Here is a 15,909-nt window from a genome sequence, read left to right on the forward strand (position 1 = left end):
TCTTGTTTTGTGGTCAACTTTCGTAGTCGCGGGTCTGAATCCCCGACTGATAGCGTCACGCTTTCTCGTGTCCGCGTTCGCTTTTAGCGTCTCGTAGAGAGCGTCTTGATTCTGACGAATGTATTCTGACGAATGTATTCTGAATTCTTCTTCAATACTTTGCGTCCTTTGCGTCCTTTGTGGTTCGTTTATTCATGATTTTGCGTCTTGGGAAAATATCTGGAGTAATTAACCCTTGGGGGAAAAAGATTGTACCTATTACTATTAGTAAACCAAAAATAATTAATCTCCCATCTCGCAAAAATTGTGCTAACCAGTTAGGTAAGCCACCAGTATCAGCGAGGCTTCGCAGAATCTCTGGTAATGCTGTAAATACCATACCTCCGACTACCGGCCCTAAAAAAGTTCTCGAACCACCAATCAAAACAAAAGTTAAATATATAATACTGGCATCAAAAGTACCTTGACGAGCATTCCAGGTATTAAGGAAGTGGGCGCTAATTGCACCTACGATTCCTGCAAGAATAGCCCCTAGTGTAAATGCCAAAACTTTGTAATAAGTGTGATTAATTCCCATTGCACCCGCAGCTAATTCATCTTCGCGGATAGCGATAAAAGCCCTTCCGACGCGGATGCGTTCTAAACGATAAAGCAGCACCATACTAATTAATAGTAAGGGCAGAGCAATCCATAAATATTCAAGTTGTGTTTGGAAAGGTTGAGGAATGCCAAAAATTCCCACAGCACCGCCTGTAATATCTAAATTAAGGGAGATGACGCGCAGAACTTCCACAAAAGCGATAGTAGCGATCGCTAAATAAATTCCTCGTAATCTCAATGCTGGAATTCCCACTACTACACCCAATAAACCAGAAATTACACCAGTAATTAACATCTCCAATAACAACAATGGAATGGGATATAAACTACTACTAGATGTCAAAACTTTTGTGGATAAAATTGCTGCAATATACCCACCTAAAGCATAAAATCCTGGACTAGCTAAAGACAATTGCCCTGTCATTAGCGGTAAGTAAAGCGATAACCCTAGTAGCGCCCCCAATACCATAGAGACAATTAGAGAACCGTAAGTAGCGAAAAAATCAGCCATTTTAAAACATTCTGATGAAGCTTAATCAAACTATTGCTTTTATCAACTATTAAGCTGTTAATATTTGCTCTGCTGTCAGCGCCAGTTTAGGAAAAGTTTGTGACACAATCCGTTCTGAACCTCTAAACTGTGTGCGTTGGTATTTTCCTTCAGCATCTAATAGAAAAACAAACACAGCCGGAACTTTTGGATTTCCTAAATACTCTCTTAGTCCAATTGCTAAATAATCTACAATCCAATATTCTGTAATCCCTAAGCGTTGATATTCATCTAATTTATCAATGTAGTCATCTTCCCAATTAGTTGATGTTACCTCTATAGCTAACTGGATGAGTTCTTCAAGTGCAGAATAAGCAGAACGATTTGAGCGCCATCTATCTTTATCTATGACACTTACATCAGGCTTGCGTCCTTGCTCTATCCCATTGGCAGTTATAGTTTTAAAGACTGCTGTGTTATTAACTACATAATTTAGGTTTTGTCGCCTAATTTCATCATTGAAACCAAACAATAGAAAATTAGCGACATCATCATGATTTCTTGTTGCACGCACTTCTACAATTTCTCCATCCACAAGTTCATATAAACCTGACTCTGGACACTCTTCCAAAAATTGCTCAAAAGTTAATTTTTGTTTGATGTATGTTTTCATAGCGCTACGTCTCCTTATCCTTAAACTTTCTGAATAAACCGCCGTCCCAGTAAACCTTGGGGTCTAACTAATAGCATGATAAACAAAATTCCAAAGGCTACTGCGTCTTTATATCCAGAGTATTCGGCGGGTACAAACGCCTCTACTAGTCCAATTACTAAGCCTCCTAACACTGCACCGGGAATACTACCTAAACCACCTAAGACAATTACCGCTAAACCCCGCAAACCAAAAGCAATGCCAAAATATGGCCCTGCAATACTAACACTAGAAGCAACTAAAGTTCCTGCTAATCCTGCTAAAAAACTGCTGATGAAGAATGTTAAAATGATAAAACGATCGCTATTAATTCCTAACAAACTAGCTGTAGTTGGATCTTCTGCGATCGCCTGCATTGCTTTCCCATATTTAGTTCGATTGATAAAATAGGTAAGAATTGCCACAATCACCACAGATACAGTAAAAATTACCACCTGAACGCTGCGAATCGGAATTGGATTTTCTGGACTCCCAAAGTTAATCGCGGGTGGCAAATTGCCATAAGTATTTGCAGGGTATGTGTAACTTTCTGCGCCGACTAAATACTGGATTAAATTCACAATTACCACTGCTACCCCCAAGCTGGAAACAACAGTTAGTAAAGGGTCAGATCCTTGACGGCGCAAAGGTTGAAAAGCAACACGTTCCATCACTACCCCTACCAATCCCGCCAAGGTACTTCCTAAAATCAAGGATATAGCAAAAGGTAATTTTATCGGCAGGGCTGCATTCGCCAATAAGCCATTAAATCCAAAGTTACCACCCATAAGTGCATAAGTAAAATATGCACCCAAGGTAAAAATTGCGCCATGAGCTAAATTAATGATGCCCAAAATGGAATAAACTAAGGTATATCCCAAGGCAAAAATCGCATAAACACTGCCGATGGATAACCCATTTAATAACTGCTGCAAAAACAGATTGATATTCATGTAGCAACTATTTGAGGAATGTGAATTTACCCTGGCTTCCGTCTTTTGCCATCTTGATTTGGGCTACATAGAAATCCTTTTGAATAACTTCACCTATAGGAGTAAACCCAATTTCACCTAGTGGTGTATTGTATGTTCCGACAAGTATCTGTTTATTTAATTCAGTCCGAAATTCTGGTAGCTGTAATTTGTTGACTTTGCTCTTTTTATCTAAAGCTTGGAGTGCTTCAACATAAACCTGCACTGCTGTAAAAGCTTGGGCGCTAAACTGAGGTGGTTCTTTCTTGTATTCGTCAGTATAAGCTTTATGAAATGCCGCGTTAATTTCACCTGGATGTTCTGGACTGTAGGCTTGAGCAATCAATACGCCATCACAAAGTGCCTTACAAACTGGCAATATATTCGATGTATTTAGACCATTTCCACCAACAATTAAGCCTTTATAACCCAGTTCCCGCAATTGTCGGATTAAATTACCACCATCAGCAGCCAAACCAGAAATAATGATCAAATCTGGTTTAAGATTAATGGCATTGGTAGCTTGGCTTTGAAAATCTGTATCACTGGTTTGGAACTTTTGTACTGTTACTAATTCTAGCCCTTGATCCTTAACTGTTTGCTGAAAAATTTCCGTTTCTGACTTGCTATATGAATCATTTTGAGCATAAAAAACTGCGACTTTTTTAAGTTGGGGGTTCTGCTTAAGTGCAGCTTTCACCGAATTAGGCGCGACGATGGAAACTGGTGCGGAAACACGAGCAACGTAATCACCAATTTCGGGAATGTTTTTAGCAGTATTTGATGGGCCAATAATTGGTATCTTTGCACGTTCGGCAATCGGGTCAGCGCTAAAGGCTTGCTGTGACAAAGTTGGGCCGACAATCCCAATAACTTTATCTTTGTTAATTAAAGTTTGAAAAGCGTTAATTGCCCCCGCTTCATCACCGCTAGTATCTTGAAACACCAATTTAATTGGTGTGCCATTAACACCACCTTTACTATTGAAATACTTCTCGGCGAGTTTGGCTCCAGCGACTTGTTCTTGACCTAGTAATGCCACGTTGCTAGTTTGAGCAACGGCAATACCGATGGGAATAGCAGCCGACGATGTACTCGTTGTCGTTGCGTTATCAGTTGGAGTGTTATTTGGAGTACTATTTGGACTATTCTTTGTAGAAGTCACAGTGTTAGTGCCACCACAGCCGGTTAGTAGCAAAGCGCAAGTTGATAATAATGCAGTTGTCCGAGCGATCGCGTTGTTCATCGTTGCATAATCATGTAGTTATTAGATATTCGGCAAAAGTTAATAGGAAAGTTGATAATATGCAAACAAAATGACGCAGATTTGCACTTTTGCACGAATTCTATTAAATCATTCTTATTTCACCATGCAAAGAGAAATATTCAAAGTGTTTGTAAATACAAATTATTATAATTAGTAATGATTTTATCATTACCCAGTTCTATTTGGGAATGTGCAATGAAGTCGCTTTGTCAGTTCAGGTAAGGACTCTTAAACCGTTTTTTGACTACCAGCTAATCCCTTAGATTCATAGTGACGGCAACCGTTACATGGGCCATCGGGATTGACAGCACAACGAATGTAACCAGACCGGGCATTAAATTTGCAGCTGATATCGCCAATCAGATAACCCACCCCTTCTAGATAATAGCGATCGCCTTCAACCGAGCTGACGTTTTGCCCTTGCTGCACCGATGAAAAATTCATGGCTGCTTGTCTGAGCCGTAAACGCGATCGCAAATGGGTTTTGTGGATTACCCACAGGGAAATCAGAGACGGTAAAAAACCAACGGCAATCACTAAAAGTGTCTTTAACACCTTCTTTTTACCTCTTCTATGCGCTGATTGATTGTCCCTGATGTTACACTCTGGTTTTACGGAAGTGCAAATCTAAGGGCAGCTTTGCCTATTTGCTACCAACTGTGGCTGCAATTAGCAATCGCAGTGTGCTATTTTATAGCAATTTTCAGGAAAAAGTTCCTTCTGCCACTTCAATCAGCATAACTGTCAAAACCTCAAGGGTGATCTGCCGTTGAATATTGATAATTTTAAGATTTGTTGACTAATACCTTTTTGAACAAGCATTTTGTGTGAGCCTCAGCCCCACTGTTGTTTTTTCTGTGTCGCTGCGATGCTAATCTTTTTTTGGTTTGCTGACGAAGTTGCTCTGCTAGCAGTGCGGCTTCCCTTTCGGCTCGGAATAAATCAACTCTTCGCGTCGTCAAAATAAATGATTCGTCTGGCTTTCGTTTCACCCAAGGGACGCTAACTGCAAAATACTGAAAAATATTTTTACATGGCTCCTGATTTAAAACTGGGTAACGTTTTTGAGTATTGAGTGTGTTAGCGATCGCTTTCAACTCTAATATCGCTGCTTCTAGCTCACCTGCCATCTGATTGATGCGTTTGACTTGCGCTATCAAACGCCCCCGTTCACTAATGATTTTTTCCTCTTGGGGTTGCAGTGGCACTATTGCAGTAGTTACAGATGTCGGCTGCAACAGCAAAATAGGCTTTTTGTCCGTGTCTAGGATTTTTTTCATACTACCTCAAGCTAGGCTAGCTGACTTGTAAGGCATTTTAGCAGTAAATTAGTATATTTGTACTAAAATGATATCTTGAGTCCCATCACATTTGCTTCTGTGCAAGAAAAGCTTTGTTCAATCAGAAGATTCTTCAAAAAGCGGAAGCTAATGGATGGGTGCGGCAAGTTGAGATGAACCAGAAGCTTAAAACCAATCTAGAAAACATCTAGATTATTTTCAAAAAATTGCTATATTTAAGCTGTTATTTAAGTATAAATTTTATCCCTCTTGTTCATGTTCTCAAGAATAAAATCAATAAAGGCTTATTAAAAAAAACTTACTTAATATTAAAATCTATAATAAAAACCAATCAATATTTGTATTGACTATAATATACTATATAGAGTAAGCTGGGAAGTTTTTTAACAAGAGCTTATTCATTATGGTAAAAATGTAATGTGTATAGATTTCAGTGCAGCAAAGTACAGTACGATTGCTGCGTAGTATTTGTGTTCCAAGTATTTTTGGTAGGAGTGGGATAATTTATGTACTTGAAAATTCCTGAGCAGTATAAGTCTGGAATGGAATTTATTTTAAACACTGATGATGATAGTATTGATGTAATTATATCAGCTTTACGTGATTTTCTTCCGACCGCCGAAAACGTTATATATAAAATTTCTGAAAGAATAGTTCAAACACAAAAAGTTGATGCCCCTACTGCCGTAAAGATTGTTGACACTTTAGTATCTTTAAGGCAATTAAACAAAGAAGAAAAATTGCCTAATGAGGCTATTGTGACTTTAATCAGTGAGTCTCTAGAAAAAGATACTGAATTTGTAGTCACAACAGAGCTAAGAGAACGTTTTAGAAAGAGGTTATCCAGCCTACTACAAGCTTTAGAAAGTATTGCTTTCTCCTTAGATATTTCGGATAAAGCTTCTAATTTACTAGTTGAACATGAGCGAATATTTTCAGACTCAAAAATTTTTACTGACATAAGACCTGTCTTTGACTCAGAAACTGAGAGAAAAGTAGAAGCTGCCATCTTAATTCATACACTTAAAATTGAGTATAGAGATACAGAGGGAACTAAAGAATTTTATATAGCTCTTGACTCAGATGATTTAGATAATTTGTATGAGCAAATAACTATTGCAATAGACAACAGAGATGCTCTTGGATCTATTTTAAAAAAAGCAGAAATAGAGTGTATAAATCCTGTACTTGAAGTTTCAGTGTTAGAAAATCTAGAAAATGGCGATGAATAACAACATTGATTTAACCGTATAAATATCAAAAATTTCCAATCAAGAATCAGGAGAGAAATATGTTGACATTAGAAAAAGCGAAAGAGAAAACAAACTCTTGGACTAAAAAAATAAATACTAAAAAATTAAGTAAATATTCACATTTTCCTCAAATTAGTCAATTTTGTGTGTCTCCTGTGCCAATTCAAGAAAATTCTAAGAGTTTCAATTTACTCAAAGATAATAACTGCGATATTTATTTGAGTAATCAAATTAAAACTGAAGCAAGCAAAGTATCGTTATTGAGAACTAAAAGTTGGAAGCAAGAGGCTTTTTCTTGGAGAGAAGAAAAAGTGCTGTGTGTTTCTTCTCAACAATCCTTACTCAAAAAAAGTAAAACTCGGAAAGCGAAGCAAATAACAAACCGTCCGTCGAGTTATCTATTAAGGCAAGCAGAAATAAAAGACACTTTTATGAAACTTGCTAATCAATGGCGTAGCGAAACCAAGCATATGTCATTAATGAGTGATATGATTTTACACACTGCATATCAACAAATAATAGGCATGGGGACAAATGCAGTGCCTTTAATTCTTGAAGAACTAAGCAGAGAGCCGGAACACTGGTTTTGGGCATTAAGATCGATCACTGGAGCAAATCCAATTAAGCCAGAAGATAGGGGTAGGGTCAAAAAAATGGCAGAGGCTTGGTTGGATTGGGGCAGACAGCATGGATACAAGTGCTGAACTTGAAGCCGATTGGCCTAACTTAGCCAAGACTACATACGAAATCACAAGCAAATTCACATCTGAATACAATTGCATTGCTTGGGCAATTAACAATGAAGATGACCGTTGGTGGTCTCCTGCTCCTGAAGAGGATTATTACTGGCCTGATGGTGCCCCTAGAGAGCAAACACTACAAGCATTTATTATTGCATTCCAAATTTGCGGTTACGAGATATGCACTAATGCGGAAATTGAAGCTGGATTTGAAAAGATTGCTATATATGTAAAAGAAGACGGTAAGCCACAGCACGTAGCTAAACAGCTAGATGATGGTATGTGGACTAGCAAACTTGGACGTTATGAAGATATAAAACACGAACTCGACGGATTAGTTGGTGAACTATACGGAAATGTGCAACAGTTAATGAAACGTGCTTTAGAGGATTTTGGCGAGATTATTTTGTCTAAGACTTTCCCTTAGTGATTTGACAGATTACCTTTGTTGATATATCTACAAAGTAAAATGCTTACTGTATAGAACTTTGTTGTTAATAACTATAGATAAAATTAACTTATGTATACACCGTAGCCCCGCAGGCGGGGAGGGGATTAAGGGTGGGGTTCTTCACATAACATGACATTTCCTAAGCCCAAGACAAGGGTGTGGTTGGCTGTTAGGCAATGTTGTCCCACTTCAGCAACCATTACCACGCACGTAAAAGCAATCGTTACTAAAATGACGCTTTTGTTCTTAAAGTTGAAATTTTCCCCTTGAAATCACACGCAAGGGGGGAAACAGGAAATTTAGTTCCCTCACCTTTGCAAGGGGAGAGTTAGGGTGGGGTGACGCGGGTAGTGATTGGAAGCCAGAGAACTGAATATCACGTCTTAACAAGGGTTTCACATTAAGTTCACACCAATGAGCAATGCTAAACCCCTACAGTGCGGATCTATTAGACATCTCCAGAAATTAAATATGCGTTATCTATAACCCTTGTAGAGACGCGAAATTTTGCGTCTCTACATTCTTTTTTGGAGATGTCTATTTAACATCAAAGTAATTTTAATTTGCAATTTTTCTCGTAATTTTTGCGCCTGTTGATAGATTGCTATACGCTTTTTACCGGAGTGAGTTTTCAACCCTACTTGTTCCAAAGGCTGAATAAAGTAACGCAGGCGAGTTCTCATTGCCCAAATTCCCATTGAAGGAAACAGAATTAAGACAAGCATTAAAGGCGAGAAAGGCAAAAATGGTAATTTGACTAGTCGTTGTAATTTATGCAAATTAACAGCCCAAGGATGTAAAAATTCACTACCGATGCAAACTACTGAGAGAATGGGAATTTGATAGCGATCGCTCAACTGAATAAAACTCCCATCAAACTTTTGTAGTTGATAGCGTTTTTTCCAACCTTTCAGAGGGCCGCGTATACCTTCGGGTGCATATAAGAGAATTTTACCTTGAGCGATCGCCGTAGGCGTTGACGTAGCGATCGCTGCCTCAAAATCATCTAATTCCGCTCTCACACCACCTAAAACCTGCGACCATTTAGGTGGTAGCCACCAAATCACCCAAGGATGCTCAAATAATGCTGGACTTGCTACGGGTTGTACCACCCATTCTCTAGCTTCACTTAATAAATAACCCAAAGTCAAAAAGTCCCAAGGAAAACACATCCCTGCGTGATTCATTGCCACAATCAATGGCCCTGTTGGCGGCAAGTTTTCGGCTTGTTGCAATTCTCCCCGAAAATAGTGTTTAACGATGGGGCGGAGAACTTCTTCGCCAAAAGCTTGTTGATATTTAGGATCAAATTCACCAATTTCTTTTTGCGGTGAACGAAAACCAAGACGCAACCAGCGACTCAGCAGCGCCAGATAAAATCCGCCAGGAATTAAAAATAATCCATATTCTAACCAATTCCAACCATCTGGATCGCTTTGATAATGCTGCCAATGGCGATTGAATAAAATTAGCCAGCCTGGAGGATACCAAAGACAAAACCAATCAAACCAGCTAAATATATAGCCTTCAACTGGTGCATTTTCCAGTTGAGTGTTTAAGAGGTTTTCGGAGTCTTGATTAATCAAAATAGTAATATAGATTAGGTAAAAATTTTATTTAAATCTGATCATAGCTTTACAGCTTTGCCATTCGCCTCTTACCTTAGAAGTAAAATTAACTACATATTATTTTTATAAATATTTCAAATAGTGTGATCAGAATTAGTGATGATTGGGAAACATTTATAAATGTAAAGTATTAGATAAAAATTATATAGCGGTTCCCAGGTGTATTAAGTACATATCAAAACCTCACCTTTAACAAATTCAGTGTGTTTAAGTTTCATAGCAACTAACAAGCCGTAAGTATGTAAGTCTGGTTCTGTCTTGCAAAGTGCGGTCTTGGGGAGACCCCAAGACCGCACTTTGCGCTAAATCCCCGTTACAGAACTTAATTACGAATTACGAATTATTTTAACTCCTCTATGTGAGTTCAAAGAGGGGAGATAAAGCACAGCTTTATCGGGGGTTAAGCTGTACAATGTAACGTACCACCCATAAAATTTTGGCGGTGGATGATGGCAGAGAATCATCAAATCGCCTTAAATAATACTATTGTGGCATCAGATACCAGACGAAATTTAATGTTTATTTTATAAATACTCGGACTTACGCACTGTACAAATTAATCATGGTATGCATTTACCAAAATAGGTTGTTTCAGGGTTTTATTGCTCATTTTTTGATGGTAAATAAATCCGCGCTGTCGGGGCTACTCATGAATTACCCGGACGACAGATGTGGTTTTTTAAATCATCCATATTTGGTATTTTCCGTCAATGCGTAAATTCTAGATACTTTCTAGAGAGAACATTAACCAATGAAGACTGATAACTGATATCAGTCTTCTGCCAAAAGATGAAATTGATAACAACTGATGATTGTTTAAATTCTTCCTCAAGTTGGAATCAAATGATGAGACATCTGTCCTAATCTTCCTATTATGCAACTAGGAAAGCCACTAAAAATTTTAGATTTAATCCGTGAACTTCGGCAGCAACTCAATCTCTCTCAGGAAAAGTTTGCAGCCAAGTTGGGAGTTTCGCTGCGAACAGTCAATCGCTGGGAGAACGGATCTACAGTGCCTTCACAGATGGCACTGAAGCTAATTGAAAAAATGTTAGAGAACATGGGCGAACCAGGCAAAAGATTACTGAACGAGTATCTTCCAAAAGCGAAGCAACGGGAGGACTCTTAAAATGATGGTGAAAGTATCCAAAAAAATTTTGATGATGCGTCCTCGGTTACTAAGCTATGGTGTGATGATTCTGGCAGTCATAGCGGCGCTCTTAGTGACACGACTGTTGTTACCAGTCTTCGATCCGAGCGTATTTACATTATTTTATGCTGCCGTGGCAGTGAGCGCGTGGTATGGCGGCATGAGATTTGGAGTGCTAGCGATCGCCTTATCTGTTATAACTGCCTTTTACTTTTTGATTGAGCCAGTCTACTCATTCAATATTGTTAGCCTGAGCATCTTGGTACGATTAACCACATTCTCACTAGTATCTTTCTTAATTACTGCACTCTCTTCAGAGTTGCGAACAGCTAGAGGCAAGGCAGAGACAAGCCTGAAGTTGTTGCAAAATAGCGAAATGCGGTTTAGCCGACTGGCAGAATCCAACATCATTGGGGTGATCCTAACTGATATGAACAACGGCTCGATCATCGAAGCCAATGATGCTTTTCTGAAGATGGTCGGCTATACACCAGAAGATTTGTCCGCTAACCAAATCAACTGGCGTGAGATTACCCCACCTGAGTATCTTCTTTTAAGTGAGCGTTCAGTGGAAGAACTGAAAACTACCGGAGTATGTAAGCCCTTTGAGAAAGAATACATTCGTAAAAATGGCGATCGCATTCCTGTTCTGCTCGGTTCTGTGCTTGTGGGGGATACTCAAGAAACAGTCATTGGCTTCGTTGTTGATTTGAGCGAACGCCAACAAGCAAAAGCGGCATTACAGCAAGCCAATGAGCGGAACACACGCACTTTGGAAAACATGAGTGATGCATTTATTACTTTAGACCGGGGTTGGCGAATCATCTACCAAAATGCGGAAGCAGAGCGAATTAACGGCAAACCCCGCATAGAGGTGATTGGTAAATCGCACTGGGATGAGTGGCCTCTATCACTAGGCACGAATGTAGAGCGCCAGTACCATCGAGCGATCGCAGAACAGATTACCGTCCACTTCGAGCATCACTACTACTTGCCGTCTAAGTATGACCTGTGGCTGGAGATTCACGCTTACCCTTGTGAAGATGGTCTTGACATTTTCTTCCGTGACATCAGCAAACGCAAGCAAGCAGAGAAGGCAGTCGAAGCAAGTGAGGAACGCCTGAGAAGTTTTGTGAAAGCAAATGTAGTTGGCATCCTCTTTGGTGATGTGAATGGGGCGATCACTGAAGCCAATGACGAGTTCTTGCGAATTGTCGGCTATACCCAGGAAGATATCCAGGCGGGGAGACTACGCTGGAGTGATATCACGCCCCCTGAGTACCATTATTTAGATGAACTGGCGATCGCCGAGGCAACAGCGAAAGGAAGCTGCACTCCCTATGAGAAGGAATGTATTCGCCAGGATGGTTCCAGTGTCCCGGTTGTAGTTGGCTATTCCATGTTAGGAGAATCTCGGCAGAAATCAGTCGCACTCATTCTCGATATTAGTGATCTCAAACAAGCTAAAAAGGCGCTGAGTCAGAGTCAAGAGCAATTTCAAGCTTTTATGGACAATATTCCAGCCGCAGCATGGATTACGAATGCAGACGGACGTGTACTTTATCTCAGCCCAACTTATCTCAGCACATTTTATTTAGCAACAAATAAAGCGATTAATAAAAATATTATTGACCTATACCCAGCCGAAATCGCTCAACCCTTCCTCGATAATATTAGAATGGTTGTCGAGACAAATCAGGTTATTGAAACGATCGAATCTGCCCCCCGCACAGATGGCACCTTGGGGGAATTTTTGGTATATAAGTTTCCCATTGCCGATGCATCTGGGCAACGCCTGGTAGGAGGGGTTGCAGTTGACATCACCGAACGCGAACGCGCCCTTCGTGAACGCCAGCTTGCAGAAAAAGCCTTACAAGAGCGCAGTGAACGACTTAAACTGCTCTCTGAAACAACCAGCGATTTGCTTTCAACTGAGCGCCCTTTGGATTTAATGAACAGCTTGTTTAGCAAACTCTCGGCGCAGATGGATTTGCATTTTTACTTTCACTATCTAATTGATATACACGAAAATAAGCACAAACTTCGGTTAGTAGGTTGGAACGGCATTACTGATGAAGTATTTCAAGCAATTGAATACCTGGAATTTAATCAAGGGATGTGCGGACTAGTGGTGCAAGAACGCCATCAAATTGTCCTTAATGATGTGTTGCACTCTACCCATCCAAATGCTGAGATCATCCAGACTTTGCGAATTACAGCCTATGCAGGTCAACCATTAATTGCTCAGGGAAAGCTGCTTGGTGTCCTTTCCTTTGCCAGTCGCACCCGTACCCACTTCACTTCTGGGGAAATTGCTTTATTACAAGCAACCTCCGATCAGGTAGCGGTTGCTCTGGAACGCGCCGAGTTGATAGCTTCGTTACAGCAGCAAAAAGAGCAATTAATCCAAGCTAACCGGATCAAAGATGAATTTTTGGCAGTTCTTTCCCACGAACTTCGCACGCCGCTAAACCCGATTCTGGGATGGGCGAAGTTACTGCAAACTAAAAAGTATGATCAAGCAACCACCACTCGCGCTCTGGAAACCATTGAACGCAATGCCAAGCTTCAGACTCAACTAATTGAAGATTTGCTGGATGTCTCTCGCATTTTGCAAGGTAAACTCAGCCTGAATATTGCTCCTGTGAATCTGGAAAGTGCGATCGCCGCAGCAATAGAAACTGTACGTCTAGCGGCTGAAGCCAAATCTATCAATTTGCAATTTACGATTTTAGACTTTACTGCGGAACGCTACGCGAACGGCTTCTCTACGAGAGGCTACGCAAACGCTCAGTCGAACGATTTGGGATTAGAAAATTCTTATAGAAATTTAGAATCTATCGATTTTAATAAGGAATCTGACAATCTCAAATCCCAAATCCAAATTGGGCTGGAAGCAGATCAAAGGGGCGACCCAAAATTGCTAGTAACCGGTGATTCAAGTCGTTTGCAGCAAGTTATCTGGAATCTACTTTCCAATGCGATTAAGTTTACGCCCCCAGGTGGACAGGTAGAAATCAGTTTAGAGTCTATTGGTTCTCAGGTTCAACTTCAAGTTCGTGATACAGGTAAGGGAATTAACCCAGATTTTTTACCCTATGTATTTGCCTACTTCCGACAAGCTGATGGTGCAACTACCAGGAAATACGGCGGACTGGGATTAGGATTAGCTATTGTTCGTCACATCGTAGAACTACATGGCGGCACAGTTAAGGCAGAAAGTTTGGGCGAAGAACAGGGAGCAACCTTTACAGTCATGCTACCACTGATCAAGATTCATCTAAATAGCCAGAAAATTGATAGACAACCTGATGATTTTGCTGATCTAAAAGGGGTAAAGGTTCTGCTTGTGGATGATGAGCAGGATACGCGAGAGTTAATTGCTTTCATTTTGGAGCAGTCTGGCGCGGAAGTAATCCAGGCAGAATCGGCTGTGGAAGCACTACGAGTTATGCCTCAGTTCCAGCCAAATCTGCTGTTAAGCGACATTGGAATGCCGGAAGTAGACGGCTATATGTTGATGCGTCAAATCAGAGCCATGTTACCAGAACTTGGAGGGAAAATTCCCGCGATCGCCCTGACAGCTTACGCAGCTGAGGTTGATTACCAACAGGCAATTGCTGCCGGATTTGGTCAGCATATCACCAAGCCTGTGGAACCAGCTAAATTAATTCGAGCGATCGCTAACCTGATTTGTAGTTGTAGCGATCTGAAAACTAACTTACAACCCTTGGAAGCTCGAAAAAGACATAATTAACTCAGAGACCAATGGCACCCTTGACAAGCCAAAACACTTGTGTTTAAGCAATGACAAATGACAAATAACTAATTTTGAGAATTTACTTCAATTTTGCTTAACCAAATCACTAAGTCATCTGCATGAATTTCGATCTCATTTCCTAAAGTTTTGACATACAGAAGTCCATCACTAATGATTAAATCTCTGATTGGATACCATGAATCTCTTGTCTGGATTAAAAGATCCGATTGAATTCCTAGTTGTAAAGCATTCTTGCGATATTTCCACCAAGCTCGCCATAAAAGGACAGATTTAGTACATTGCAACCTATAGTTTTTAGGGATTTGGCAATATTGATAGTGATAGAAACCATGACTATCGATGTTTCCTTTAAGCAGATAATGGGATTCTGGTAAAGCCTGATTTAGTAATTCCCAATGGGATGAGTGGGACAAAACTAAGAATTCAGTTAGCGGCGTATTTAGTTGGACAGTAGCAATTACACCTTCAGCCTTTGTTGCCAAATTGCTAATGTTATGAACTGTTTGTGCTGTTAAAGAACGATTTGCCAATAAAATATCTTTTTTCTGGATAGAGTTGCTTACAAATTCTCGAACTAAATCTAAATTTGACAACATAAAATTATTTATACTAAATCAACTAGTGTTGTAATTTATCTAACACTCTGTAGATTAGTAAATACACTGCTGTTGTCCGTAAATCCGGATACTTTTTCAAATCGCCATAAATCTTGCTCTTTTATTCTTTAAAATTAGGAAATCCGTTGGAAAGTTTCTATGATTCAGCTTTTTCAAACCTAATCAGAAAGCAGTTTTCAAAATTGGCTTTGTTATTTAGTCCAAACCTTATTTGCAATAAGCTAAGAATTTAACGGATTTTCCTAAGGTTTATTGAGAATATGATTTTCGGATTTTTTTGCAACCTGTTATATGACAATAGTTTGAGTCATTTTCGCCTGACCTGAATCTTTACAAATTTTCGATATACTATCACTGCTAATCTCGTGGTTTTGCGCTTGATATTCCTTGTATCTTTTTTTCTTTAACGCACTATCAAATGTAGGGGCGTATTGCTACGAGGGGATATTTTTTTAAGGAACTTCCAAAAAATAAATCATCCCAAATTATGTATACATTTGTAACTGCCTATTGCAATACGCGCAGCAATCAACTCACCTGGTGTAGTCTACCAGCCTACACTGGATCGAATTTCGACTTTTGTAGTAGGAAGTAACGGTCATCTATATGACAAGTTTTATAACGGTAGTCAATGGGTATGGGAAGACCAGGGAACGCCATAGGAAAATAAACACTGCTAGGTGCAATTAGTTCTCGGTGTAGTCCTGGGTTTTTACAGAAAGGCTAATTTGCCTAAACTTTTTTTGAATACTTCCCCTCAAAATAGAAGAAGCTAGTTCTTCAACAGATATTTCTTTTAAAGCAGCAGCTTTGATTAGAGATTCTTGAGTTTGCTGACTGATGTAAATATTAATTAGTACCAATCATTTTCCACTCTCTCTACTTTTTTAGATGATATCAAACATCATCAGCAAAAATTTTAGTGATGTAATGTTGGCTTTCCTAACTCTAATCAACTGACGAGATCAG

At 39.6% G+C, this 15,909-nt stretch carries 14 protein-coding genes; 5 read left to right on the forward strand and 9 right to left on the reverse strand.

Annotated features, from left to right (window positions below; translation table 11 throughout):
* Nucleotides 1-151 precede the first annotated feature (151 nt).
* The 6 genes from PUQ00_RS07075 to PUQ00_RS07100 all read right to left on the reverse strand — a co-directional run bounded on the left by PUQ00_RS07075 (nt 152) and on the right by PUQ00_RS07100 (nt 5,299).
* Nucleotides 152-1,111: a branched-chain amino acid ABC transporter permease gene (locus PUQ00_RS07075; protein WP_300414563.1), complete on the reverse strand. Its 960-nt coding sequence runs from the start codon at nt 1,109-1,111 to the stop codon at nt 152-154.
* A gap of 49 nt (nt 1,112-1,160) precedes the next feature.
* Complete coding sequence (locus PUQ00_RS07080; RefSeq protein WP_300414565.1) at nt 1,161-1,763, reverse strand: Uma2 family endonuclease; 603 nt, start codon at nt 1,761-1,763, stop codon at nt 1,161-1,163.
* A gap of 20 nt (nt 1,764-1,783) precedes the next feature.
* Entirely contained in the window at nt 1,784-2,734 is a 951-nt protein-coding gene (locus PUQ00_RS07085) for a branched-chain amino acid ABC transporter permease (protein WP_300414567.1), read from the reverse strand.
* 7 nt (nt 2,735-2,741) lie between these two features.
* Nucleotides 2,742-3,998: an ABC transporter substrate-binding protein gene (locus tag PUQ00_RS07090; RefSeq protein ID WP_300414569.1), complete on the reverse strand. Its 1,257-nt coding sequence runs from the start codon at nt 3,996-3,998 to the stop codon at nt 2,742-2,744.
* Nucleotides 3,999-4,247: 249 nt separating this feature from the next.
* Nucleotides 4,248-4,574 (reverse strand): DUF6464 family protein, encoded by a 327-nt coding sequence (locus PUQ00_RS07095; RefSeq protein ID WP_300414571.1) that lies wholly within the window; start codon nt 4,572-4,574, stop codon nt 4,248-4,250.
* 230 nt (nt 4,575-4,804) lie between these two features.
* Nucleotides 4,805-5,299, reverse strand: a complete 495-nt coding sequence (locus PUQ00_RS07100) for a hypothetical protein (protein WP_300414573.1) — start codon at nt 5,297-5,299, stop codon at nt 4,805-4,807.
* A 527-nt stretch (nt 5,300-5,826) separates the two neighbouring features.
* Between PUQ00_RS07100 and PUQ00_RS07105 the strand changes: the two genes are divergently transcribed.
* Genes PUQ00_RS07105 through PUQ00_RS07115 form a run of 3 tightly spaced genes read left to right on the forward strand, consistent with a single transcriptional unit; the run spans nt 5,827 to nt 7,740 of the window.
* Nucleotides 5,827-6,552, forward strand: coding sequence for a hypothetical protein (locus tag PUQ00_RS07105; protein ID WP_300414575.1), 726 nt, complete (start codon nt 5,827-5,829; stop codon nt 6,550-6,552).
* Between the two features lie 59 nt (nt 6,553-6,611).
* Nucleotides 6,612-7,277: a hypothetical protein gene (locus PUQ00_RS07110; RefSeq protein ID WP_300414577.1), complete on the forward strand. Its 666-nt coding sequence runs from the start codon at nt 6,612-6,614 to the stop codon at nt 7,275-7,277.
* A complete protein-coding gene (locus PUQ00_RS07115) occupies nt 7,261-7,740 on the forward strand; it encodes a hypothetical protein (protein WP_300414580.1) in 480 nt (159 codons plus the stop codon). Before PUQ00_RS07110 ends, PUQ00_RS07115 begins: the two co-directional genes overlap by 17 nt.
* 539 nt (nt 7,741-8,279) lie before the next feature.
* Here PUQ00_RS07115 and PUQ00_RS07120 read toward each other — a convergent pair.
* Nucleotides 8,280-9,350: a 1-acyl-sn-glycerol-3-phosphate acyltransferase gene (locus PUQ00_RS07120; RefSeq protein WP_300414582.1), complete on the reverse strand. Its 1,071-nt coding sequence runs from the start codon at nt 9,348-9,350 to the stop codon at nt 8,280-8,282.
* Nucleotides 9,351-10,266: 916 nt separating this feature from the next.
* Between PUQ00_RS07120 and PUQ00_RS07125 the strand changes: the two genes are divergently transcribed.
* Together PUQ00_RS07125 and PUQ00_RS07130 are read left to right on the forward strand one after the other, a co-directional pair.
* The gene (locus PUQ00_RS07125; RefSeq protein WP_300414584.1) at nt 10,267-10,521 is read left to right on the forward strand and encodes a helix-turn-helix domain-containing protein; all 255 of its coding nucleotides are present in this window, start codon (nt 10,267-10,269) and stop codon (nt 10,519-10,521) included.
* 1 nt (nt 10,522) lies between these two features.
* Nucleotides 10,523-14,299 carry a PAS domain S-box protein gene (locus PUQ00_RS07130; RefSeq protein WP_300414586.1) on the forward strand — a complete coding sequence of 1,259 codons (3,777 nt, stop codon included), beginning with the start codon at nt 10,523-10,525 and terminating at the stop codon, nt 14,297-14,299.
* Nucleotides 14,300-14,367: 68 nt separating this feature from the next.
* Here PUQ00_RS07130 and PUQ00_RS07135 read toward each other — a convergent pair whose 3' ends face one another.
* Nucleotides 14,368-14,919 (reverse strand): hypothetical protein, encoded by a 552-nt coding sequence (locus tag PUQ00_RS07135; RefSeq protein ID WP_300414588.1) that lies wholly within the window; start codon nt 14,917-14,919, stop codon nt 14,368-14,370.
* Nucleotides 14,920-15,626: 707 nt separating this feature from the next.
* Nucleotides 15,627-15,803 carry a hypothetical protein gene (locus tag PUQ00_RS07140; RefSeq protein ID WP_300414590.1) on the reverse strand — a complete coding sequence of 59 codons (177 nt, stop codon included), beginning with the start codon at nt 15,801-15,803 and terminating at the stop codon, nt 15,627-15,629.
* Between the last annotated feature and the right edge of the window lie 106 nt (nt 15,804-15,909).

It is taken from the genome of Nostoc sp. S13 (genome assembly GCF_029379315.1).
In the GTDB taxonomy this organism is placed as follows: Bacteria; Cyanobacteriota; Cyanobacteriia; order Cyanobacteriales; family Nostocaceae; genus Nostoc.